Raw genomic sequence first — 22,571 nt, 5'->3', positions numbered from 1 at the left:
TGCGCACCGGCAACGGTGCGCACCGCATTCGTGTTCACCGGTGCTGCGTGGTCAGGCGCCCCAGCTCCGCGATGAAGGCGTCCACATCGGCCTCCTGGGTGTCGAAGCTGCACATCCAGCGCACCTCGTTGCGCGCAGCATCCCAGTCATAGAAGCGGAACGACTCGCGCAGCCGGTCGGCGACGCCGTCGGGAAGCGTCGCGAAGACGCCGTTCGACTGCGTCGGCTGAGCGAACTCGACGCCGCGGATGGAGCCTTCAGTGAGTCCTGCCTCGATACCGGAGCGCAGCCGTGCCGCCATCGCGTTCGAGTGACGGGCGTTGCGCAGCCACAGGTCGCCCTCGAGCAGCGCGATGAGCTGCGCGGAGACGAAGCGCATCTTGGATGAGAGCTGCATGTTGTACTTGCGGCCGTAGATCAGACCGGAGGATGCTTCGGGGTTCAGCACGACGATCGCCTCGCCCAGCATCGCGCCGTTCTTGGTGCCGCCGAAGCTGAGCACATCGACGCCGGCGTCACGGGTGAATTCGCGCAGCGGCACGTCGAGGGCGGCGGCGGCGTTGGAGATGCGAGCGCCGTCCATGTGCAGGCGCATGCCGTGGCCGTGCGCGTGGTCCGCGAGAGCGCGGATCTCGTCGACGGTGTAGAGCGTGCCGAGCTCGGTGGACTGCGTGATCGACACGACGAGCGGCTGTGCACGGTGCTCGTCGCCCCAGCCCCATGCTTCGCTGTCGACGAGCTCAGGGGTGAGCTTGCCGTCGTCCGTCGGCACCGTGAGCAGCTTCATTCCGCCGATCCGCTCGGGAGCGCCGCCCTCGTCGACGTTGATGTGGGCGGTGGATGCAGTGATCACGGCGCCCCAGCGCGGAAGCATCGACTGCAGGCCGACGACATTCGCGCCGGTGCCGTTGAAGACCGGGAACGCCTCGACGCCGTCGCCGAGGTGGTCGCGGAAGACCTCCTGCAGGCGCTCGCTGTATGCGTCTTCTCCGTAGGCGATCTGGTGGCCGTCGTTCGCTGCGGCGATCGCCGCGAGGATCTCGGGGTGGATGCCGGAGTAGTTGTCCGACGCGAATCCCCGGATCGCGGGGTCATGCAGTGTGCTCACCGCACCAGCCTATGTCGGATGTCGGTCGTCCTCGCTACGCTTCTTCTCGTGAGCGAGACTGCAGATTCCGCGGGAGCGATCGGCGAGGGCGTCGAGCGCTCTAGCCCCGGAGGTCCGAGTGCGAACCGGGCGTTCATCAACGTGCTCGTCAACACGCTCATCGCCAACGTCACGACGAGCTTTCTCTGGTTCGCCCTCACGTTCTGGGTGTACATCGAGACGCAGTCGGTGCTGGCCACCGGCATCATCGGCGGCGCCTACATGCTGTTCGTCGCGTTCTTCGCCATGGTGTTCGGCACGATCGTGGACCGGCATCGCAAGCATTCGGTCATGCTGCTGTCCAGCGTCGTGTCCGCTGGCGCGTTCGCGGCGGCCGGTGCGCTCTACCTTTGGCAGCCGGAGTCGGCGCTGCTCGACCTCGGCGGGCCGTGGTTCTGGCTGTTCTCCGGCATCATCCTGTTCGGAGGAGTGATCGAGCAGCTGCGCAACATCGCCCTGTCGACGACCGTCACGCTGCTGGTCGAAGAAGACAGGCGCGCGAACGCGAACGGCCTCGTAGGCACTGTGCAGGGCATCGCCTTCCTGGTGACCAGCGTGTTCTCCGGACTCTCGATCGGGTTTCTCGGCATGGGCTGGACGCTCGTGATCGCGATCGTCGCGATGGGTGTCAGCTTCGTGCACCTGCTCTTCGTGCGCATCTCCGAAGACACTCCGCAGCCCGATCCCGATTCCTCGAGCGCGCTCGACTTCCGCGGCAGCGTCAAGGCGATCCGCCTCGCACCAGGACTGTTCGCCCTCATCATCTTCTCGACCTTCAACAATCTCATCGGTGGCGTGTACATGGCCCTGATGGACCCGTACGGACTGACGCTGTTCTCCGTCGAGATGTGGGGCATCGTGCTGGGCGTCACCTCCACCGGATTCCTCATCGGCGGCGCGCTCGTGGCGAAGTTCGGCCTCGGCAAGCGGCCGATGCGCACGTTGCTCCTCGCCGTGATCGTCATGGGACTTCTGGGCGCGGTGTTCATGCTGCGCGAATGGTGGCTGCTGTACGCCGTCGGCATCTGGCTGTACATGATGCTGATACCTCTCGTCGAGGCGTCGGAGCAGACCATCATCCAAAAGGTCGTGCCGTTCCAGCGGCAGGGTCGAGTGTTCGGCGTCGCGGCGGCGATGGAGGCGGGAGCGGCTCCGATCACGGCGTTCCTGATCGCGCCGATCGCGGAGTTCGTGATCATCCCCTACATGGACACCCGCGCCGGTCAACAGCAGTGGGGATGGCTGCTTGGCGAGGGACAGGCCCGCGGCATCGCGCTGATCTGCCTGTTCGCCGGGTTGGTCATGGTCGTCGCGGCGGCGTCGGCCTTCCTCACCCGCTCCTACCGCAAGCTCACCGAGCTCTACGCGCACGCGCCGGCCCAGTCGGTCGGCGGTGTGGATGGTGAGGGCGCGGAGTCCGGCGAGGCACCGGATACTGCGGGCTCTGAGGCGCCCATGTTCGAAGCGCCGCCGCCTGTGCGGGGCATGCCGCCAGAGGTGCCCGACCGGCATTCCTAGAGTTCGATCACCTGATCATTGAGTGTCGTGGCATCCGCATCCCATAGTCCGAGAACGGCGCCGGCGAGCGATTCCGGATCGAGCGCCTTTGCACGGAACACAACGGATGCCGCACGCAGAGGTTCTCCGCTGTTCTTCGCGGATCTCGCGAATCCGTGCGCGACGGCGCGCGCCCATGCTTCACTCGCGGCCTTCACCGCGGCGTAGTTCGCCCCGCCCGCGAGCGGGCGCGCGACGGCAGTGGACGACACGATCGCGAAGCGCCCGGCATCCGAAGCCTGCAGCGCACCATCGAAGGCGCGGCTCGTCGCACGCACTGCGCGGAGCGCGGGCATGAGGGCCTCGAGATCCTCGTCGGACTGTCCGGCAAGACCTCCACCCCCTCGCCAACCGCCCACCAGTGATACGACACCGTCGACCCGGTCGAGCCGCCCGGCGAGTGCGGACATATCCTCGAGCGACGTCGCGTCAGTCACGGCGACGTCAGCCCCGGCATCCGCGACCGCAGCGAGGCGATCGTCCGATCGTCCCGTTGCGATAACACGTGCGCCCGCCGAGACCAGCGCCCTCGCGACAGCCAGTCCGGCTGCGCTCGTCGCGCCCGCGATCACCACCGTGCGTCCTTCGAGCCCACCCCCGAGGCTAGGCATCAGAGGCTCGAATGCCCGCCGTCGACTCGATCACGGGTCGCATCTTCTTCTCCAGCGCCTCGAAGAACATCGACAGGGGGAACTCGTCGTCCAGCACTTGGTCGGTGTATCCCTTGGGCGCCCCGGCGAGCACCTCAGCAGGCAGTCCACGCGCCCAATTCGACGCAGGGTTCGGGCTCAGCACGCTGCGCACCAGCTCGTACGCCGCCAGCCAGTGTGCCGTCTTCGGGCGGTCGATCGAGCGCCAGTACAGATCATTGACCGCGTCGCTGAGCGCGATCACGGCCGCAGGAACCTCAGCCCAGTCGAACGCGAGCTGTGTGTCGGTCCAGTGCAGCACGCCGCGCTGGTGCAGCCAGGCGAACAACAGCTGCCCTCCGAGTCCGTCGTAGTTGCGCACCCGCGAACCGGTGATCGCGAATCGGAAGATCCGGTCGAAGATGACCGCGTACTGCACGAGGTCGGCGTGCTCGAGCATCTGCTGCTCGGTGGCGGTCAGATCGTCACGGGCGGACAACCGCTTCTCGATCGCCACGCTCTCGCGGAACGCTGTGAGGTCGCAGCGCAGCTCCTCGAGCGAGTACAGGAAGTACGGCATCCGCTGCTTGATCATGAATGGGTCGAACGGCAGGTCACCGCGCATGTGCGTGCGGTCGTGGATGATGTCCCACATCACGAACGTCTTCTCCGTGAGATCGTGGTCATCCAGCATCCGCGCAGCCTCGGCGGGCAGCTCGAGCTTGGTGATCTCGGATGCCGCGCGCACGACGCGCCGGTAGCGGGCGGCCTCGCGGTCCTGGAAGATCGCGCCCCAGGTGAAGGCGGGAATCTCCCGCATCGCGACTGTCTCGGGGAAGAGCACTGCGCAGTTCGTGTCGTATCCGGGCGTGAAGTCCACCAGGCGCAGCGAGACGAACAGCTTGTTGGCGTAGTCAGCTGCCTCCAGCTCAGCGATGAACTCGGGCCAGATCGCCTCGACGATGAGCGCCTCGACGAGCCGGTCCGGCGAGCCGTTCTGGGTGTACATCGGAAAGACGACGAGGTGGCGGATGCCGTCGATGCGATGCCGCTGCGGCTGGAACGCCACCAGGGAGTCGAGAAAATCGGGCACGCCGAATCCGGATTCGGCCCAGCGCTCGAAGTCGTCGACGGATGCTGCGAGATACTCGGCATCGTGGGGAAAGGCGGGCGCGAGCGCGCGTATGCCGGCGATGATCGCCGCGACGTGGATTCGTGCAGCGTCGTGGTCGGCGGATGAAGGGATCGACCCGTCCTTGATCTGGAACTCGCGCAGCGCGATTGCGGCGTTCTTCAGGCGCGCCCAGGCCGGCGAAGTCTCAGCGGTGCGGGCATCCTCTACAACCTCGGGCTCGCCGACGATTGCGTTGATCTGCGGGTGGGTGGTGGTCATCGGGACCTCCGATCGGGTCATGAAGAGGAAATTTTCCGGCATAAGCCGCTGTTGTCCGATATTCTTTCACCTATGGAGGATGCTGTCGACCGTCAGATCATTGCCGAGATCTCCAGGGACGCCCGGGCGACCCTTGCGCAGCTTTCGGATGCCGTCGGGTTGTCGAGCTCAGCAGTGCAATCGAGGTTGCGCCGGCTCGAGTCGCGGGGAGTGATCGCGGGGTACCGCACGATCTTCGATGCGGAGGCGCTGGGCAAGCCGCTCTCGGCGTTCATCGAGATCACGCCGCTCGATCCTGGCCAGCCGGACAACGCACCAGAGCTGCTGGAGCCGTTTTCGGAGATCGAAGCGTGTCATTCGGTGGCCGGTGACGCCAGTTACATGCTGTTCGTACGTGTGGCATCGCCGCGCGCGCTGGAGCAGCTGGTGAACGAGGTGCGTCTTGCGGCGAACGTCCGCACGCGAACCACGGTCGTGCTGCAGACCTATTACGAGAACCGACCGATCGCCGTGGAGACCGCGGACTGAGTCAGAGCACGGCGCCGACCATCGCCTCCCCGAGCGGTGTGCGCAGATGCAGCATCCGCGCACCGTCGCGCTCGCTGGCGATGAGGCCGGCGTCTCGCAGGATCGTCAGATGGTGGGATGCTGTCGACGCAGCGATTCCGGCATCCCGCGCGACGTGCGATGTCGTGCGCGCGCTGCCAGCACCAAGGAGGATCTCTGCCCGCGCAGAGCCAAGTAACGCGCCGAGTGCGTCTGCGGTCTCCGTCGTGCTCCGCGCCCAGCCCGCCGTGACTCCGCGCGCTGGATAGAAGAGCGTCGGCTGGGCGGGTGGCTCCGTGAGCACCATGCACCCCCACGACGACATCACCGAGGGCACGAGCACGAGCCCGCTTCCGCGGCAGTCCACCTGTTCGCTGTGCCTGCGCAGTCGCACGCGCACGGCTCCGGCGCCCCAGCTGACGTTCGGATGCAGGTCGTCGGCCATCCCGGAGATGCCCGACGTGGCGATGGTGCGCGAGCGCACGGAGATGTCGGCGCGCAGCAGGCGATCGAGCTGCGGCCACACCGGGGCGATCGCGGCATCCCACACGTCCTGCCAGGCATCCGCGATCATCGTTCGCGCGCGTGCCGGCCGCTCTTGCATCTCGCGCAGCGCGCGCTGACGCGATCCGGTCGATCGCAGCACCATCTTCCCGAGGTCGACGCGCATCGGATCGAGTGGCGCCGAGCGCAATGCGTCGACCTCTGCATCCGGAGTCATGTCCCAGCTCGGCGCGGCAGTGAGGAAATCCGGCAGGTAGCCGTCGTTACCGATGACGGTCGCGAGCAGCTCGAAGCTGCTTTGGGGGAGTCCCTGCCGCACGGCGCGCAACCATCCCCACTGCAGCGGATGCTGCTCCGGACGCAGCAGAATGCGCACGGCGTGCGCGAGTTCGTGACCCGGCGAGACCCCGAAACGCACCGCCTGAATGTCGCCGGGACTCAGATCGAACTCGACCCGATGCTGCGGGTGGTCCACGCCCTCGACCGGGCGGCCGGCCACGATGTTTCGATCCACATCGAAACTCTATGACGATGATGCGGCGCTGTCGAGACTGGACGCATGAACACCGCACCTCTCTTCGAAGGAATCGTCGCCGCCGGCGACATCCGCATCGGCATCGGCCGCTCCCGCCGGTTCGCCGGCACTGAGCACGGCGCAGACATCTCGTACTTCTACGTCGAAAACCAGCCCGGCGAGGGTCCTGGCATGCACTGGCACCCGTACTCCGAGACACGGGTGGTGCTGGAGGGCACCGCACGCATTACTGTCGGTGCTGAGTCTTCCGTGGCCGGAGCCGGTGACACCGCTACCGGTCCTGCACACGTCCCGCATTGCTTCACCAATGTCGGCGAAGGCGTACTCCGCATCCTCGGCATTCACGCTTCACCCGCCATCATCCAGACCTTCCTCGACTGATCACTCACCAAGGAGAAACACCGATGTCATTTCAGGCCTACCTCGACACCGTTGAGACCAAGACAGGGCTCACGCCGCGCCAGCTCGTCGATCTCGCACGCGAGAAGGGATTCGACCAGAGCACCAAGGCCACACCGATCCTCGACTGGTTGAAGACCGATTACGACCTCGGGCGTGGCCACGGCATGGCGATCGTTCACGTAATCACGAAGGGTCCCCAGATCAGCACCAAGCACGTCGGCACCGACGGTACGCACGCAGACGCCGTCGACACGCTCTGGCTCGATGGCAAAGACAGTAACCCTCACCAGTAGGCGCATCAGCACGCCGACTAAGATTTCCTCCGTGGCAGCATCCTCGAAGCGCAAGACGTCAGCACCTCGGCGGAAGCCGGTGCGCACCAGCGGCAACCCGGCCAAGCGACCCATCGTAGAAGCGCCGCCGATCACGGCGCGCGACTGGATCGGCGCTGCACGGCTGCGCACACTGCCACTCGCGGTCGCTCCGGTCGCCATCGGAACCGGCGCCGCACAACTCGTTGACCGCGAGCTGCACTGGGTGATCGCGCTTGCCTGCCTCGCGGTCGCGGTCCTGATCCAGATCGGCGTGAACTTCACGAATGACTACAGCGACGGCATCCGCGGCACGGACGACCAGCGCGTCGGTCCTGCGCGGCTGACGGCATCCGGTCAGGTGCGCCCCCGCAGTGTCCTGATGATCGGGCTGGCGTTCTTCGCGCTCGCCGCGCTCGCCGGGCTCGCGATCGTCATCCGCACCGGCCAGTGGTGGATGCTGGCAGTCGGCGCAGCTTGCCTCGTGGCCGCCTGGTTCTATACGGGCGGCAAACGGCCCTACGGATACTTCGGTCTCGGCGAAGTGTTCGTGTTTGTGTTCTTCGGGCTGGTGGCGACGCTCGGCACCACCTGGGTACAGGCTTTCCAGTTGCCGCAGGAAGCCTGGCTCGGCGCCGTGGCCGCAGGGCTCTTCGCGTGCGCCGTTCTGCTTGCCAACAACCTGCGCGACATTGACCAGGACCGCCAGGTCGGAAAGCGCACCCTCACCGTGCTGATCGGGCGTCGAACGACGAAGATCGTCTACACGGTGTTCATGGTCGTGCCGTTCCTGATCGCGGCGTTCATCGCTCTGCTGTACCCGATCGCCTGGCTCTCGACGATGGCGCTGCTGGCTGGCATCCCTGCGACGATCATCGTGTGGTCGTATCGTCAGTCGCGTGAGCTCGTCGTCGCCCTCGGGCTCACGTCGCTCACCGCACTCGCCTACGCCGGTGCGCTGTATTGGGCGTTCGTCGGCTGAGAGACGTCAGTCCTTCGCAGTCGGGTTGCCCGCGGCGGTGTCGTGTGAGGCCGTGCCGTGCGATGCGTCGTCGAGCGCGGCATCCTCAGCATCGGCATCCTGCGCGGCAGCGCTCTGCCTGGCCGGCGACGTGCGGGCTTCGCGTCGCTGGTAGATCTCGGATGACGCCCCCGAAAGCGGCCCCCGCAGGAACAGGATCGAGATGCTCATGCCGATCAATGCGGCGAAGATGGCCGTGAGCCACCAGAGCTCTCGCATGATCGGGAACACCCACATCACCGCGAGTGGCACGAGGAACGCCAGCAGCCGCAGCACGGAGTAGACGAGGAGTGGCGGCATCTTCATCCCTCCAGTCTAAGCACGCTCGTGCGGCGCCAGACACGAGCCTGGCGCCGCACGGGTCGCCCCGAGGTCAGGGCTCAGTTGCTGCGGCGCATCGCCCGCACGCCGACGACGAGTCCGACGATCGCCACTGCGAGCGCGGAGATCCATCCCCATGCCACTGTGACGTTCGCGAAATCCCCGGAGAGCAGCGCCCGCTCGGCTTGAACGACCCAGTTCACCGGATTCACCGAGGCGACCGCCCGCATCCAGGCGGGTCCGTCATCGAGGGGGAGCAGCATCCCCGAGAGGATCAACAGCGGGAAGATCAGAGTCTGCTGCACGCCCCAGAACAGCCATTCCCGATTCTTCGACGCCAGCGCCAGTGAGTAGGACAGCGCCCCGAGTCCCACACCGAACACGGCAAGCAGCGCGAGGCCGACGACAAGGCCCAGAGGGTTGATCACGAACCCGAACGGCCAGGCGATGAGGACGATGATCAGCGCCTGGATCACGATCGGTGCGACCTCCTTCAGTGCGCGGCCGATCAGGAGCGATGGCCTGGCCAGAGGCGCGACAAGGGTGCGTTCGTGTGATCCCGTGCTGATCTCGTACTGCAGGTTCGATCCGGTCGCACCGGTACCGAACAGCACGAGCATGACGAGCACGCCGGGGACGAACCAGCGCAGCGTCTCGCCGGCGGGCTCGCCTGAGCCTCCGATGAGCAGTGGTGCGAACAGCCCGAGGAACACGAGCGGCTGCAGCAGGCTGAAGATCAACGAGAACGGGTCGCGGACCACAGGCTTCAGCTCCCTGGTCAGGACATTCCAGCTGTCGCGCGCGAGGTTCGAGCGTACGAGGGTGTCGGTGGTCATCAGAGGACTCCTGTCTTCTCAGCGGCGACGGATGCTGTCGCTTCGGTGTCTGCGTCTGTCTCGGCGTCCGTGCCCGCACCCTCGCCGGCTTCGCGAAGCGTGCGCCCGGTGAGTGCGAGGAAGACGTCATCGAGTGTCGGAGGTACTCCGGTCGCGCTGTGCACGGTGATGCCAGCGGCATCCAGCTCGCGCACGATCACAGGCAGCAGCCGATCGCCGTTCGGCGCGGTGAGGGAGAGGGAGGTATTCGCGTCGCTGATCTCCGTCTGCGCGAGAGAGTTCAGGATCGGGCGTGCTCGCGAGGCCTGCTCGAGATCGGTGAACCCGAACGTGAGCACATCGCCGGCGAGGTTCGACTTCAGCGCCGCAGCATTGTCGTCGGCGATGATGCGTCCCTTGTCCATGATCATCACCCGTTCGGCGTAACGATCGGCTTCTTCCAGGTAATGCGTGGTGAGGAAGACGGTCGTGCCATGCTGTCGGCGGAGTTCGAGGATGTGGTCCCAGAGGTTCGCCCTGCTCTGCGGGTCGAGGCCGGTGGACGGCTCGTCGAGGAAGAGCAGCGGAGGCGCGTGCATCAGACCGAGCGCGACATCGAGTCGGCGCTTCTGCCCTCCGCTGAGCTGCTGCACGGCGCGGCCCGCGAAGCTGCCGAGATCAAGTGACTCGATCAGTTCATCTGCGCGGCGGATGCTGTCACGCTTGCCCATGCCGTAGAACTTGCCCTGGCTGAGAAGTTCATCGCGCACGCGTTGCGCGAAGCTGCCGCTGGTGAGCTGTCCGACGTATCCGATGCGTGCTCGGACCTCAGCTGGATCCCTTCGGATGTCGTGCCCGACGACGCTCGCGGTCCCGGAGGTCGGCAGGATGAGTGTCGTCAGCATCCGCAGGCTGGTCGACTTTCCGGCGCCGTTCGGGCCGAGGAAGGCGACGAGCTCGCCGCGGGCTGCGGTGAAGGTGAGGTCGCTGACCGCCGCGACCTGGGCCTTCTTGACGGTGAAGACCTTGCTGAGGCCTTCGGTTTCGATGATCGGTTCGTGTGCCATGAAGGCAGAGTAGAAAATGATGCGGACAGATCCTGTCCGCATGATCTGGCAATCTTGAGGACATGTCCGACACGACAACCCGCGCCCTCGCGCTGCTCAATCTCCTGCAGACGCACCGGCACTGGCCGGGTACCGAACTGGCGATGCGACTCGGCGTGACCGAGCGCACGGTACGCAGAGACGTCGACCGGCTGCGAGACCTCGGCTACCGCGTGGAGTCCACTCCGGGAGTGGCCGGCGGCTACCGGCTCGAGGCCGGCAGCGCCGTGCCGCCACTGCTGCTCACAGATGACGAGGCGGTCACCATGGCGATCGGGCTGCGAGTCGCTGCGACTCAGCAGCTGGCCGGCGGGCCAGAGCTCACACTGACGGCGCTGGCGAAGCTGGAGCAGGTGCTGCCGTCCGATCTGCGCAGACGCGTCAACGCGCTCGCCGCATCGGTTCATCCTGCGCAAATCGGGAATGCCCCTGCGGTGTCGCCGGTCGTGCTCGGTGAACTCGCCCTCGCGTCGCGTGACCGTGAACGAGTGCGCCTGCGGTACACCGACCGACACGACGTGGAGAGCGTCCGGCGGGTGGAACCTCATTCCCTTTCGTCTGCGGGGCGCAACTGGTACCTGCTGTGCTGGGACCTCGATCGAGACGACTGGCGAACCTTCCGCGTCGATCGGATCGAATCGGTGGAGCACACCCGCGTGCTGTTCGACCCGCGCGACATCTCCGAGGAGGAGGTCGCGGAGCGAGTGCTCCTCGCGTCGTCGTGGTCGCCCCAGAAGCTCGAGGCGGCTGTCGTCATGGACCTCCCTCTCGACCAGATGGATCAATACTTCGGAGTGTGGGCGCATGGCGCGACGGCTCACGATGAGACACGCACCCGTTGGCCGATCGGAGGCTCGGACTGGCGTGAGACGCTCTACGGGATGCTGTGGATTCCTGCCGGCATCGAATACACGACCGACTTCCCTGAGCCGCACCGCGCGGAGCTGCGCGAGTCGCTGGAGCGGGCGCTTCGAGCGCTGGATGCGCCGCCTCCAGCCGCGCGTCGGTGATCGGCGTCGCGCAAGTCCTCGACGAAACGTGTCGTCATCGCGGGTCTCATATGGTTATCTCAGGTTGCGACCCTGGTCAGAGAAGTCACGGCCGGGTAACGTCGAAGACATCGCGGCGGTCCGGGTGGTCCCGGGCTCCAGTTCATACCTGAGGGTGTTGCGGGTTCGACTCCCGCCGTCGCGTCCACTTCAGAAGGGCCGGACGGGTAGTGTCTGCGGAAGCGACAGTGCGCGCTCGGGAGGAACCATGAAACGCGGATCCAACATGCCCGCGGTCGGGACGTACAACCAGACCCTGGTTCTCGACATCATCCGTCGCTCACCGTCGGGCGTGAGCCGGACCGAACTCGCGGAGCTCACCGGCCTGTCCGCGCAGACGCTCAGCAACGTCGCGCGTCGGCTCACTGTCGCAGATCTGATCGTCGAGGGCGAACGCGTTGTCACAGGTCCTGGAAAGCCGCGCACCTTGCTCAGGCTGAACCGCAGCGCACGGTTCGCCGTCGGTATCCATCTCGATCCATCGATCGACACGTTCGTCGTGGTCGATCTGTCGGGAGCAGTCGTCGCGCACATGGAGACGCCGCCCGACGATGCGGACTCGTCACCGGAACTGATCGCTGCGCTCGCCGGCAGTGCGAATGCGCTCCTGAAATCGGCAGACGTCCCCTTCGACCGCGTCCTCGGCATCGGCGCCGCGGTGCCGGGCCCGATCGACGACGCGACGGGGATGCTGCTGACGCCGCCACTGCTCCCGAACTGGCACCACACTCGCGTGCGCGATCTGCTGATCGAGGCGACGGGCCTGCCGGTCGTGGTGGAGAAGGATGTCGTCGCGGCTATGGTCGGCGAGCTGTGGGCGGATGCGGATCATGCGCTCCGGGATGCTGCGCTCCTGTACTACGGCGCAGGCGTGGGCCTCGGAGTGGCCATCGACGGCGACGCCGTCCGGGGTCGCACGGGAAATGCCGGCGACATCGCGCATCTCTCCATCGACCCGAGCGGCCCCCCGTGCCAATGCGGGCAGCATGGCTGCCTCGGGGTCACCGTGGCGCCGGAGCGACTGCTCCTCGAAGCCGGAGTGACCACCTCACTCGACATCCCCTGGGGAGCGATGCACGCAGCCATCGACGATCTCCGTACCCGCGCGCAGGGCGGTGATTCTCGCGCCCTCGCAGTGTGCGCCCATGCCGCCGAAGTGTTGGCGCGGGCGATCGTACTGATGAACAACATGCTCGACGCGGGCACGTTCGTGATCGGAGGCCCGGTCTGGAGCCGGCTCAGCGAACTGTTGGAGCCGAGGCTGCGCGCCGTCCTCCCGACGATCGCGCAGATCGCGACGACGCGCCCCCTCCGCCTCGTCGAGGCGCGGTTGGGTACGGATCTCGCCGCAGCGGGAGCGGCATGTCTTGTGCTGGACGGCGCGTTCACGGCCCGGACATCCGGGCTGATGATCAGCGCGTCCTGACCGCTCGACGCCATGAGCAGGACAGGGGTTGACAGAATATTTAAATATGTTTGAATAACACCGGCGCGATGTTGCGCACCAAGAGTGAGCAAAGGAGCTCCGATGAAGAAATCACTTGCCGGACTGAGTATCCTTGCCGTCAGCAGCCTGGCCGTCGCGCTGAGCGGCTGCTCGGGCGGCACCTCGAGCGGCAGCGACGACACTCTGCGCATCGCTTATCAGAAGACCTCGTCCTTCACGGCTATGGATGACCTCATGAAGACGGTCAAGGCCGAGTACGAGAAGGAATATCCGGACCGCAAGGTGGAGCTCGTGCCGATCGAAGCCGAGCAGGATCAGTACTTCACCAAGCTCGCTCTCATGAACGGCTCGGCTGACACCGCGCCGGATGTCATCTACGAAGACACATTCCAGATCCGCTCGGACGCCGCAGCCGGCTACCTCCTCCCGATCGACGACTACCTGGCCGACTGGGACGACTGGAGTCTGTACGACGACGGCGCGAAGCAGGCGGGTGTGGGCGATGACGGAAAGACGTACGGAGTCTCGCTCGGCACTGATACACGCGGCATCTACTTCAACAAAGACCTCTTCGAGTCCGCCGACCTGCCCTCGGACTGGAAGCCCACATCTTGGGAGGACATCCTGGACGCGGCACGCGCGATCAAGAAGAGCAGTCCGGACGTCACGCCGCTCAACATCTACGCGTCGAAGACGCTCGGCGAGGCCACGTCGATGCAAGGCTTCGAGATGCTGCTGTACGGCACGGGTGACGAGCTCATGGACTCCTCGACGAACAAATGGGTGACCGAGTCGGCAGGCTTCCTCGATGCGCTCGACTTCTACAAGACCGCCTTCGAAGAGGGGCTCGCCCCCGACCCAGCGGACGCGCTCGATCCAGGATGGGGATCCAAGGTCCAGAACGAGCTCATTCCACAGGGCGAGTTGGCGATCGCGATCGACGGCTCCTGGCTCCCGAGCGGATGGATCGCGGGCGACAACGCGTGGCCGGAGTGGCAGGACACCATGGGCCTCGCCGCCATGCCGACCCAGGACGGTGGCGGCGACGGCTTCACCTCGATGTCTGGTGGATGGACGCTCGCTGTAGGTGCCAACGCCAACGACCCTCAGGCCGCCTTCGACTTCATCGCCCAGGCGATGACGCCTGAGAACGCGCTCACGTATCACCAGGAGGCGGGTCAGATCGCCGTGCGTTCCGACGTGGCCGCCAGTCAGGAATACCTCGACTACAACCCCTCTTTCGAGTTCTTCTCCTCGCTGGTCGAGTACACGCATTTCCGGCCCGCGACGCCCGACTACTCGCAGATCTCGTCGAACATCCCGGTGGCCACCGAGTCGGTCATCACAGGGCAGTCCTCACCGGAGGAGGCGCAGCGCGGATACGACGAGGCGCTGATCGGAATCGTCGGCGAAGAGAACACGCAGGCGGGCTGAACGTCTCATGACCGCCGTAGCCGTCGCGCGGCCCGGGCACAGCCCGAGCCGCGCACTCTTCCGCCTGCTGCCGCTCGTTCCAGCGGTGCTGCTGCTGGCCGCATTCATGCTCGGTCCGATCGTGTACTCGCTGTACGGATCGCTCACCGACCGGGCACTCACCGGGCCACGCGCTGCGAACCCGCAGTTCGTCGGGCTCGACAACTACATCGAACTGCTGGGCTCCGCCGAGTTCTGGAACTCCCTCGTCCTCACTGTCGTCTTCGTCCTGGCGTCAGCGGTCATCGGCCAGAACGTGCTCGGAATGCTGCTGGCGGTGCTCATGCGCAGCTCGGCGCGGGCCGTGCGATCCCTCGTCAGCGGGATCGTCGTCCTGGCATGGGTGCTCCCCGAGATCGTGGCGGCCTTCGCGCTCTACGCCTTCTTCGCGAAGGACGGCACTCTCAACTCGGTGCTCGGCTGGTTCGGCATGGAGCAGACCGCATGGCTGTACCACCTGCCGATGCTGTCGGTCATCGTGGCGAACATCTGGCGCGGGACCGCCTTCTCGATGCTGGTGTACAACGCCGCGCTCGCCGAGGTGCCGCCCGACCTGATCGAGGCGGCGACCATCGACGGAGCGAACGCCTGGCAGCGCTTCATCCAGGTGACACTGCCGGTGATCCGGCGGTCGATCTCCACGAATCTCCTGCTGACCACGCTCCAGACGCTCGGGGTGTTCACCCTCATCTGGGTCATGACCGGCGGCGGGCCGGGCACGGCATCGGCGACGCTGCCCGTGCTCGCCTACCAGGAGGCCTTCAAATTCGCCCAAGTCGGCTACGGCACGGCGATCGCCACCGTGACACTCCTGATAGGTGCGGTGTTCTCCATCATCTACATTCGTGTGCTCAAGCCGGAGGTGGACTGAAATGGCCGCGCAGACCATGACCGAGACGCGCACGCTCGTCACGCCTGGGCGGAAGTCGGTGAGCGTGTCAGCCCCGCGCAAGCGGGCTCACACGGTCACAGCATCCATCATCCTGAGCATCATCGGCGTACTCTTCCTCGTGCCGCTCCTGTGGGTCGTGTTCGCGTCGTTCGATGCGAATGCCACCGTCTCGATGCGGATTCCGGAGTCGTGGACGCTCGACAACTACACGGGCGTCATGACGTGGGAGCTCACGTGGCTGCCACTGCTCAACTCAGTGCTGATCTCCCTCGGCACCGCGGTCATCACGGTCCTCGTCTCGCTGCTGGCGGCCTACCCGCTTTCGCGGTACGCGGCTCGGTATCAGAAGCCGTTCATGTACGCGATCCTTTTCGGCACCGGCCTGCCGATCACGGCCATGATGGTGCCGGTCTACTCCCTCTTCGTGTCTTTCGGCCTGCTCAACTCGACGTGGGGAGTCATCGTCTTCATGTCGGCGACCTCACTGCCGATGGCGATCTGGATGCTGAAGAACTTCATGGACTCCGTACCGATCTCACTCGAGGAGGCCGCCTGGGTCGACGGCGCGAGTTCGATGCAAGCACTTGCGCGCATCGTGGTGCCTCTCATGCGACCGGGGATCGGCGTGGTGTTCATCTTCGTCTTCACTGGTGCGTGGGGGAACTTCTTCGTCCCGTTCGTACTCCTGTTCACCTCAGATCGTTTTCCTGCCGCCGTATCGATCTTCAACTTCTTCGGGCAGTACGGCACGATCGCCTACGGCCAGCTCGCGGCGTACTCGGTGCTCTACGCAGCACCGATGGTCGTCCTGTACGTCATCGTCCAGAAACTCTCCGGCTCGTCCTTCGCACTCGCCGGTTCCGTCAAAGGCTGATCCGAACCCCCTCATCTCCTGAAGGAGCCTTTCATGCACGACCGTTCCCGACTCGCCCTCCTCCGCGTCGACCGTTTCGTTCGCGAGCGACTGCGCACCCGCATCCACCGCGCATCCGCACCGATCGCAGCCACCCGCTGGGACGCGGCCGGCGAGCCCGTTCCGTTCGCGGAGGCCGCGGCGGGCGAATACTCGCCGATCGCTCCCGGCGAGCTGTGGGGGCGCCCGTGGGGGACGACCTGGTTCCGCCTGCAAGGCGGCATGCCCGCGTCGTGGCGGGATGCTGACGGCGCACTGCCCGCGCGTACGCGGGCCGAGATCGTCGTCGACCTCGGCTTCACGCAGGGGCAGCCCGGCTTCCAGTGCGAGGCGATGGTGTGGGATGTGGCAGGCAGGCCCATCCGCGGGATCGCCCCGCTCAACAACGCCGTCGCCGAAGCGGTGGACGAGGCGGGCGTCATCGACGTCTACATCGAGGCGGCCTCCAACCCGGACGTCGGAAGCCTCTTCACGTTCGACCCGACCCACGTCGGCGACCTCGCGACCGCGGGCAGTGACCCCATCTACACGCTGCGCCACATCGACGTGCGCCTCCGCGACCTTGAAGTCGCGGATCTGCTCGCCGACACGCTCGCGCTGCGCGGCCTCGCCGAGGAACTGGACGACGGATCCCCGCGGCGCGCCGACATCCTCGTCGCCCTGGAGCGGATGATCGACGTCGTCGACCCTGATGACGTCGCCGGGACCGCGACCGCCGGGCGTGAGGTCCTCGCCCCCGTCCTCGCGAAGCCGGCATCCGCTTCCGCCCACACGCTGCACGCCGTCGGCCACGCGCACATCGACTCCGCGTGGCTGTGGCCGGTGCGCGAAACGGTCCGCAAGGTGTCGCGCACCTTCTCGAACGTCCTGTCCCTCATGGACGAGGATCCCGACTTCGTCTTCGCCGCGTCCAGCGCCCAGCAGTACGCGTGGATGAAGGAGTACTACCCAGACCTGTTCGAGCGGATCCGTGCCCGTGTGGCCGAGGGGCGATTCATCCCGGTGGGGAGCATGTGGGTCGAATCCGACACCAACATGCCGGGATCGGAGGCGATGGCACGACAGTTCATCGCGGGCAAGTCGTTCTTCCTGCGTGAATTCGGGATCGATACGCCAGAGGCATGGCTCCCTGACTCTTTCGGGTACTCGGGGGCGCTCCCGCAGATCGCCAAGGCTGCCGGCATCCGCTGGTTCCTGACGCAGAAGATCTCGTGGAACGAGACCAACAGATTCCCCCACCACACGTTCCAATGGGAGGGCATCGACGGCACGCGCCTGTTCACGCACTTCCCGCCCGTCGATACGTACAACTCACGAGTGACCGCGGATGAGCTCGCCCACGCCGAGCGCAACTTCGCCGACAAGGGCCGTGCCACGGTCTCGCTCCTCCCGTACGGCTACGGCGACGGCGGCGGCGGGCCGACGCGCGAGATGACGGCAGCGGTGGCCCGTACTGAATCACTCGAAGGATCACCGCGCGTCGTGCACAGCTCCCCGCGGAAGTTCTTCGAGACCGCTGAGGCCGAGTACCCCCGGCCCGAGGTCTGGTCGGGTGAGCTGTACCTCGAGTTCCACCGTGGTACGTATACGAGCCAACTGGCCACCAAGCAGGGCAACCGGCGCAGCGAGCACCTGCTGCGGGAGGCGGAGCTCTGGGCCACCACCGCGAGCGTGCGCCTCGGCATCCCCTATCCCGCAGAGCGGCTGCAGCGGGTCTGGGAGACCGTCCTGCTGCAGCAGTTCCACGACATCCTGCCGGGGTCCTCAATCGCATGGGTCTTTCAGGACGCCGAGCGCAACTACGCCTTCGTCGCGCGCGAGCTCGAGGAGATCATCGGCGACAGCCTGCGGGCGCTCGCCGGGGAGGGTGCACTGACACTCGAGGCGAACGCATCTCCGCATTCCAGAGAGGGCATCGCAGCGCTCGGCGCCGGTGCGAGCGACGGCGCGAAAGACGTTGAACCTCGTCGCGATGGAACCGCTGGATGGGTGCTCGACAACGGCATCGTCCGTGCGACGGTGGACGATCGCGGCCTGGTCGTCTCGGCTGTCGACATCGAGACGGGGCGAGACATCGTGATGCCCGGCCGTCCGGCCGGCCTGCTGCAGCTGCACCGGGACACCCCGACGCAGTGGGATGCCTGGGATGTGGACGTGCACTACCGCAACACCGTCACCGATCTGACCGAAGCAGTCTCGGTCGGGGTCGACGGGGCGTCCCTCGTGGTCGAGCGCCGGTTCGGAGCGTCCGCAGTGACCGAGCGGATCAGCCTGCGCGAGAACTCGCGCGTGCTGTCGTTCGCCCTTGAACTGGACTGGCACGAGAAGCAGAAGATGCTGAAATTCGCCTTTCCTCTCGACCTGCATACCGATCGCGCCGCGTCGGAGATCCAGTTCGGACACATCGAACGCGCGACGCACACGAACACGTCGTGGGATGCCGCGCGGTTCGAGACCGTCGCCCACCGGTGGATCCGGGTCTCAGAGCCCGACTTCGGCGCCTCGATCGTCAACGACTCGACGTACGGTCACGACATCACGCGTGAACAGCGCGATGAACGCGGCGGCACCATCACGATCGCGCGACTGTCGCTCATCCGCTCGGCACTTTTCCCCGACCCTGAGCAGGACCAGGGCCTCCACGAGCTGCGAGTCGGCCTCGTGATCGGCGCGGATGTCGCCGAAACTGTCGCCGAGGGATATCACATCAATCTCCCCCCTCGTCGTCTCGCGGACACCGCCTTCGATGCGATTGAACCCCTCGTGACCATCGACCACCCCGGTGTGGTCGTGGAAGCGGTCAAGCTCGCCGAGGATGGCAGCGGCGACGTCGTCGTGCGCCTCTATGAGTCCCTGGGGACTCGGGTGCACGCGACGCTCACGACCGGGTTCGCGTTCGCGGACGCGCGCCAGACCGACCTGCTCGAACGCGAGGTGGCCCTCGATGGCATTGATGTCGACGGCGACGGCGTGCGGCTCGAACTGCGCCCGTTCCAGATCGTCACGATGCGCTTCAGCCGCGTCTGAGACCGTCCTGAACGGTCAGGAGAATCGAGCGAAGGCGAGCGACAGCGCGGCCAATGCGACGGCGATGAGCGCCATGGCTGAGTAGGAGCCGGTTGCGACGGCGAGCAGCGGTCCGATGGCGGGTCCGAACGCGCCGACGAGCGTGATCGGCGCGGCGAAGACGCCGTTGATGGCTCCGTAATTGCGTGCACCCCATCGGTCGGCGACGGCCGACCCCTGCACGAGCGTCTGCGCGCCGCGGACAGCTCCGGTGGCGATGCCGATGGAGATGAGCAGCCACGGCGGTCCGGGGACGAGCGCGAGGAGAGCGAGGAATACGGTGCTGAGTGCAGCCGTCGCGGCGAGGGGGATCCAGGGAGCGGCGGTGTGCGGGATCGCGACGTACAGCAGCCGCCCGATCACCTGCCCCGCGCCGAGGAGGCCGAGCGCCCAGGCGGCGAGCTCGTAGCTCATGCCCTTCTCGGCGAACAGTGGGATGAGTGCCAGGGTGACGCTGAAGAGAGCTGCCGCCAGGGTGAGCATGGACAGCTCCAGCATCCAGAAGCGTCTGGTGCGGACGACAGCGCTCACGCTGTGCACCTCGACGCTGTCGTCGTGGGGGATCGGCGTCCAGGTGCGTTCGAGGCTGAACCAGTGCAGGGGCACGGTGGTGATCAGCAGGACTCCGGCGAGAAGAAGGAAGGTCGTGCGCCAATCGGTGATCGTGAGAAGCCCGGCGACGATGGGCGCGAAGACGGTGGAGGCGAGACCCCCGGCCAGAGTGAGGATCGTCATCGCGCCGCGGCGGCGCGCGCCATACCTTCGGGCGATGACGGTGAATGCCGCCTGATACAGCACGGCAGATTGGGCGATGCCCGCGATCACCCATCCGGCGGTGAACACCATCGGACTCGGTGCGAGCGCGACGGCGACGATCCCGATCGGTCCGAGGATGCTGCCGAGAGTCATGATGAGGTGCGGGCCGCGGGCATCTAGCCACCGCCCGACGAACACCCCGGCCAGGGCTGAGACGACGAGACCGGACGAGAACGAGAGTGTGACGAAGGCGACCGACCAGCCAGTGTCGTCCGCAATCGCAGGCGATGCGACGATGAGGGCGTAGAACAGGATGCCCCAGCTGACCACCTGCCCCACCGAGAGCGCGGCCAGCCGGCCACCCAGGCGGGGTGGGGCCTGCACGGCGGTCATACCGAGCGGAGTGCGTCGGCGGCCGCATCCAGCGCGCCGTCGTTGAGAGCGAAGTACGCCCATTTGCCGCGTTGCTCACGCGTGACCAGCCCGGCGTCGGCGAGGAGCTTCATGTGATGAGAAACGGTGCCCTGCGAGAGTCCGACCGGATCCGTCAGGTCGCAGATGCAGGCCTCTCCGCCGTCGCCTGCGGCGATGAGCGAGAGCAGCCTGACGCGAGTGGGATCGCCGAGAGCCTTGAACACGCGCGACACGCGCTCCGCATCCTCAACGGTGAGAGAGGATGTGACGCGCGGCACGCAGCAACTGCTCGTTTCGCTGGTGGTTGGCAGGCTCACGGTTCTAGTCTGACACGTATTGACATTCTTCGATAGATGCGTGACAGTCTGCATATTGAAGATTTTCGATTTGAGGAGATGTGATGTCTGAGCTTCCCGTCGTCGTCATCGGAGCAGGTCCCCAGGGTCTCGCCGCAGCGGCTCATCTTGTCGAACGAGGCGTCGACGTGATCGTGATGGAACGCGGCGCCGGGCCGGCGGCCGCGATATCCGAGTGGGGCCATGTGCGCCTCTTCTCGGCGTGGCCGGAGTTGACGGATGCGGCCGCTCGCCGTCTTCTCGAGCCGACAGGATGGAGCGCGCCGATCTCGGGCTACCCGACCGGAGCTGAATGGGTCAGCGACTACCTCGCGCCCCTCGCTGATGTTCTGGGGGAGCGGATCAGGTACGCCACGACCGTGACCGGCGTCTCCCGCCAAGGTCGCGACAAGGTCGTCGACGGTGGCCGCAAGAGCCAGCCGTTCGTGGTGCACGCGATCGATCGGGACGGCAACGAGTCCCGACTGATCGCCCGAGCCGTCATCGATGCAAGCGGCACATGGGGATCGCCGAACCCGGCAGGCGCCGATGGGTGCCCGGCGCTCCGCGAGACCCAGGCGTCGAGCTCGATCTCCTACCGCATTCCGGACGATGTGTCCGCGTTCGCTGGATCGCATGTCGTCGTCGTTGGGGCGGGGCATTCCGCAACCCACGCGGTCCTGCGGCTGAGCGAGCTGGCGCGGCGCTCGCCCGGAACGCGGGTGACCTGGATGCTGCGCCGGGGGAGCGCCGCGAACATCTTCGGCGGAGGCGCAGGAGACGGGCTTCCGGAGCGGGCCGCGCTCGGCTCTCGCGCCCGCAAGATGATCGACGAAGGCCTGGTGAATGTCGTGACCGGATTCCGCGTCGCGGAGTTCCGCCAGGATGGCGAGTCACTGACGATCGTCGCCGAGGACGGTGCCGTGGTCACTGATGTCGCGCACGTCTTCGCTCTGACCGGGTTCCGGCCCGACACGGAGATGCTGCGAGAACTGCGGATCGACCTGGATTCCACTCTAGATGCCGTCGCAGGCATCGCCTCCGAGATCGACCCGAACATCCACTCCTGCGGGTCGGTGTCCGCCACCGGGGCCAGAGAGCTCGCGCAACCCGAGCAGGGCTTCTTCATCGCCGGGGTGAAGTCCTATGGTCGTGCGCCGACGTTCCTCGCTCTGACCGGCTACGAGCAGGTGCGCAGCATCGTCGCGCACCTCGCGGGAGATCACGAGGCTGCAGCGCGCAACGAACTCGTGCTGCCGGATACCGGTGTATGTGGTGGTTCGGGCGACTTCGACAACAACGTGGGGACCTGCTGTGCTGCCCCCGCCGTTCTTCAGATCGGCGCGCGTCCCGTCCCCGTCGGCTGACCGCGCACGCGAAAGGGTGGGACCTCAGGTCGAGGTCCCACCCTTTCGCGTGTCAGTCGATGAGGCGGGCAGCGAGTCCGCGGACCTTCTCGTCGACGGCGTCACGGAGCTCACGCACGCCCTCGGCTTCCCAGTTCGACGGGTCAGGGAAGGACCATTCGACCAACTCTCCACCGACAGGGCCGGGGAGGGGGAGGCCCGGCTTCATCAGCACGACCACATCGGCGGATTCGAGATCTTCGATCGTCACCGCACGCGGACGTGCTTCGCTCGTGTCGATCCCGAGTTCATGCAGTGACTCGGCGATCGCCGGGTTGATCGTTTCGGCCGGGCTGATGCCCGCGCTCGTCGCTACCAGCTCCTCGGTGTCAACATTGGTGAGCAGGTGGGCGCCCAGCTGCGAACGCCCCGCGTTGTGATTGCAGATGAACACGACGGTCTTCGACTGGGTCATCGTTTCTCCGCTTTCTAAGTTGCAGCATGGTCGTTGCGCTTGCATGATCTACTCACCGGATGGCGAGCAGGTGAACGCTCCGCAGCATGGTTGCATTCGATATCGATGGATGTCAATA

General features: G+C 66.2%; 22 protein-coding genes and 1 tRNA gene. 13 read left to right on the top strand and 10 right to left on the bottom strand.

Features of this window, described 5'->3' with window-relative positions:
- Positions 1 to 34: 34 nt before the first annotated feature.
- Complete coding sequence (locus tag HDC95_RS05955; protein ID WP_259062369.1) at positions 35 to 1,108, bottom strand: low specificity L-threonine aldolase; 1,074 nt, start codon at positions 1,106 to 1,108, stop codon at positions 35 to 37.
- A 78-nt stretch (positions 1,109 to 1,186) separates the two neighbouring features.
- Here HDC95_RS05955 and HDC95_RS05950 point away from each other — a divergent pair, with 78 nt between their 5' ends.
- On the top strand, positions 1,187 to 2,665 hold the full coding sequence (locus tag HDC95_RS05950) for an MFS transporter (protein WP_396652679.1): 1,479 nt from the start codon (positions 1,187 to 1,189) through the stop codon (positions 2,663 to 2,665).
- On the opposite strand, the gene HDC95_RS05945 is transcribed toward HDC95_RS05950, so the two are convergent.
- Positions 2,662 to 3,315, bottom strand: a complete 654-nt coding sequence (locus HDC95_RS05945) for an SDR family oxidoreductase (protein WP_259062368.1) — start codon at positions 3,313 to 3,315, stop codon at positions 2,662 to 2,664. The two genes, HDC95_RS05950 and HDC95_RS05945, sit on opposite strands and share 4 nt — an antisense overlap.
- On the bottom strand, positions 3,308 to 4,726 hold the full coding sequence (locus HDC95_RS05940; RefSeq protein ID WP_259062367.1) for a DUF6421 family protein: 1,419 nt from the start codon (positions 4,724 to 4,726) through the stop codon (positions 3,308 to 3,310). The genes HDC95_RS05945 and HDC95_RS05940 overlap by 8 nt, the downstream gene beginning before the upstream one ends.
- 72 nt (positions 4,727 to 4,798) lie before the next feature.
- On the opposite strand from HDC95_RS05940, the gene HDC95_RS05935 reads away from it, so the two are divergent.
- A complete protein-coding gene (locus HDC95_RS05935) occupies positions 4,799 to 5,254 on the top strand; it encodes an Lrp/AsnC family transcriptional regulator (RefSeq protein ID WP_259062366.1) in 456 nt (151 codons plus the stop codon).
- Position 5,255: 1 nt separating this feature from the next.
- On the opposite strand, the gene HDC95_RS05930 is transcribed toward HDC95_RS05935, so the two are convergent.
- Positions 5,256 to 6,290 (bottom strand): winged helix-turn-helix domain-containing protein, encoded by a 1,035-nt coding sequence (locus HDC95_RS05930; protein WP_259062365.1) that lies wholly within the window; start codon positions 6,288 to 6,290, stop codon positions 5,256 to 5,258.
- A gap of 45 nt (positions 6,291 to 6,335) precedes the next feature.
- Between HDC95_RS05930 and HDC95_RS05925 the strand changes: the two genes are divergently transcribed.
- From HDC95_RS05925 to HDC95_RS05915, 3 genes are read left to right on the top strand one after another with little or no spacing between them, the layout of a single operon-like run.
- Positions 6,336 to 6,692: a cupin domain-containing protein gene (locus tag HDC95_RS05925; protein WP_259062364.1), complete on the top strand. Its 357-nt coding sequence runs from the start codon at positions 6,336 to 6,338 to the stop codon at positions 6,690 to 6,692.
- Between the two features lie 23 nt (positions 6,693 to 6,715).
- Complete coding sequence (locus HDC95_RS05920; protein WP_259062363.1) at positions 6,716 to 7,006, top strand: DUF4287 domain-containing protein; 291 nt, start codon at positions 6,716 to 6,718, stop codon at positions 7,004 to 7,006.
- A 31-nt stretch (positions 7,007 to 7,037) separates the two neighbouring features.
- A complete protein-coding gene (locus HDC95_RS05915) occupies positions 7,038 to 8,006 on the top strand; it encodes a 1,4-dihydroxy-2-naphthoate polyprenyltransferase (RefSeq protein ID WP_259062362.1) in 969 nt (322 codons plus the stop codon).
- Between the two features lie 6 nt (positions 8,007 to 8,012).
- On the opposite strand, the gene HDC95_RS05910 is transcribed toward HDC95_RS05915, so the two are convergent.
- The 3 genes from HDC95_RS05910 to HDC95_RS05900 all read right to left on the bottom strand — a co-directional run bounded on the left by HDC95_RS05910 (position 8,013) and on the right by HDC95_RS05900 (position 10,248).
- Positions 8,013 to 8,351, bottom strand: a complete 339-nt coding sequence (locus HDC95_RS05910; RefSeq protein WP_259062361.1) for a DUF4229 domain-containing protein — start codon at positions 8,349 to 8,351, stop codon at positions 8,013 to 8,015.
- A 74-nt stretch (positions 8,352 to 8,425) separates the two neighbouring features.
- A complete protein-coding gene (locus tag HDC95_RS05905) occupies positions 8,426 to 9,202 on the bottom strand; it encodes an ABC transporter permease (RefSeq protein ID WP_259062360.1) in 777 nt (258 codons plus the stop codon).
- Entirely contained in the window at positions 9,202 to 10,248 is a 1,047-nt protein-coding gene (locus tag HDC95_RS05900; protein WP_259062359.1) for an ATP-binding cassette domain-containing protein, read from the bottom strand. Before HDC95_RS05900 ends, HDC95_RS05905 begins: the two co-directional genes overlap by 1 nt.
- A gap of 62 nt (positions 10,249 to 10,310) precedes the next feature.
- Between HDC95_RS05900 and HDC95_RS05895 the strand changes: the two genes are divergently transcribed.
- From HDC95_RS05895 to HDC95_RS05865, 7 genes are all read left to right on the top strand, one after another.
- Complete coding sequence (locus HDC95_RS05895; RefSeq protein WP_259062358.1) at positions 10,311 to 11,297, top strand: YafY family protein; 987 nt, start codon at positions 10,311 to 10,313, stop codon at positions 11,295 to 11,297.
- A gap of 111 nt (positions 11,298 to 11,408) precedes the next feature.
- Positions 11,409 to 11,484 (top strand) — tRNA-Met (locus HDC95_RS05890).
- A gap of 60 nt (positions 11,485 to 11,544) precedes the next feature.
- A complete protein-coding gene (locus HDC95_RS05885) occupies positions 11,545 to 12,762 on the top strand; it encodes an ROK family transcriptional regulator (RefSeq protein WP_259062357.1) in 1,218 nt (405 codons plus the stop codon).
- Between the two features lie 102 nt (positions 12,763 to 12,864).
- Positions 12,865 to 14,217 (top strand): extracellular solute-binding protein, encoded by a 1,353-nt coding sequence (locus HDC95_RS05880; RefSeq protein ID WP_259062356.1) that lies wholly within the window; start codon positions 12,865 to 12,867, stop codon positions 14,215 to 14,217.
- 7 nt (positions 14,218 to 14,224) lie between these two features.
- Complete coding sequence (locus tag HDC95_RS05875; RefSeq protein WP_259062355.1) at positions 14,225 to 15,127, top strand: carbohydrate ABC transporter permease; 903 nt, start codon at positions 14,225 to 14,227, stop codon at positions 15,125 to 15,127.
- Position 15,128: 1 nt separating this feature from the next.
- Complete coding sequence (locus tag HDC95_RS05870) at positions 15,129 to 16,022, top strand: carbohydrate ABC transporter permease (RefSeq protein WP_259062354.1); 894 nt, start codon at positions 15,129 to 15,131, stop codon at positions 16,020 to 16,022.
- A 33-nt stretch (positions 16,023 to 16,055) separates the two neighbouring features.
- The gene (locus tag HDC95_RS05865; protein WP_259062353.1) at positions 16,056 to 19,088 is read left to right on the top strand and encodes a glycoside hydrolase family 38 C-terminal domain-containing protein; all 3,033 of its coding nucleotides are present in this window, start codon (positions 16,056 to 16,058) and stop codon (positions 19,086 to 19,088) included.
- A gap of 15 nt (positions 19,089 to 19,103) precedes the next feature.
- On the opposite strand, the gene HDC95_RS05860 is transcribed toward HDC95_RS05865, so the two are convergent.
- Positions 19,104 to 20,276, bottom strand: coding sequence for an MFS transporter (locus HDC95_RS05860; RefSeq protein ID WP_259062352.1), 1,173 nt, complete (start codon positions 20,274 to 20,276; stop codon positions 19,104 to 19,106).
- Positions 20,273 to 20,614 (bottom strand): helix-turn-helix transcriptional regulator, encoded by a 342-nt coding sequence (locus HDC95_RS05855; RefSeq protein ID WP_259062351.1) that lies wholly within the window; start codon positions 20,612 to 20,614, stop codon positions 20,273 to 20,275. Before HDC95_RS05855 ends, HDC95_RS05860 begins: the two co-directional genes overlap by 4 nt.
- 83 nt (positions 20,615 to 20,697) lie before the next feature.
- Between HDC95_RS05855 and HDC95_RS05850 the strand changes: the two genes are divergently transcribed.
- Complete coding sequence (locus HDC95_RS05850; RefSeq protein ID WP_259062349.1) at positions 20,698 to 21,999, top strand: NAD(P)-binding domain-containing protein; 1,302 nt, start codon at positions 20,698 to 20,700, stop codon at positions 21,997 to 21,999.
- A gap of 52 nt (positions 22,000 to 22,051) precedes the next feature.
- Here HDC95_RS05850 and HDC95_RS05845 read toward each other — a convergent pair whose 3' ends face one another.
- Positions 22,052 to 22,453, bottom strand: coding sequence for a low molecular weight phosphatase family protein (locus HDC95_RS05845; RefSeq protein WP_259062347.1), 402 nt, complete (start codon positions 22,451 to 22,453; stop codon positions 22,052 to 22,054).
- Between the last annotated feature and the right edge of the window lie 118 nt (positions 22,454 to 22,571).

The sequence above is a fragment of the Microbacterium sp. AK031 genome, assembly GCF_024807145.1.
Lineage (GTDB): Bacteria > Actinomycetota > Actinomycetes > Actinomycetales > Microbacteriaceae > Microbacterium.
This window is presented reverse-complemented; position numbering and strand designations above follow the sequence as displayed.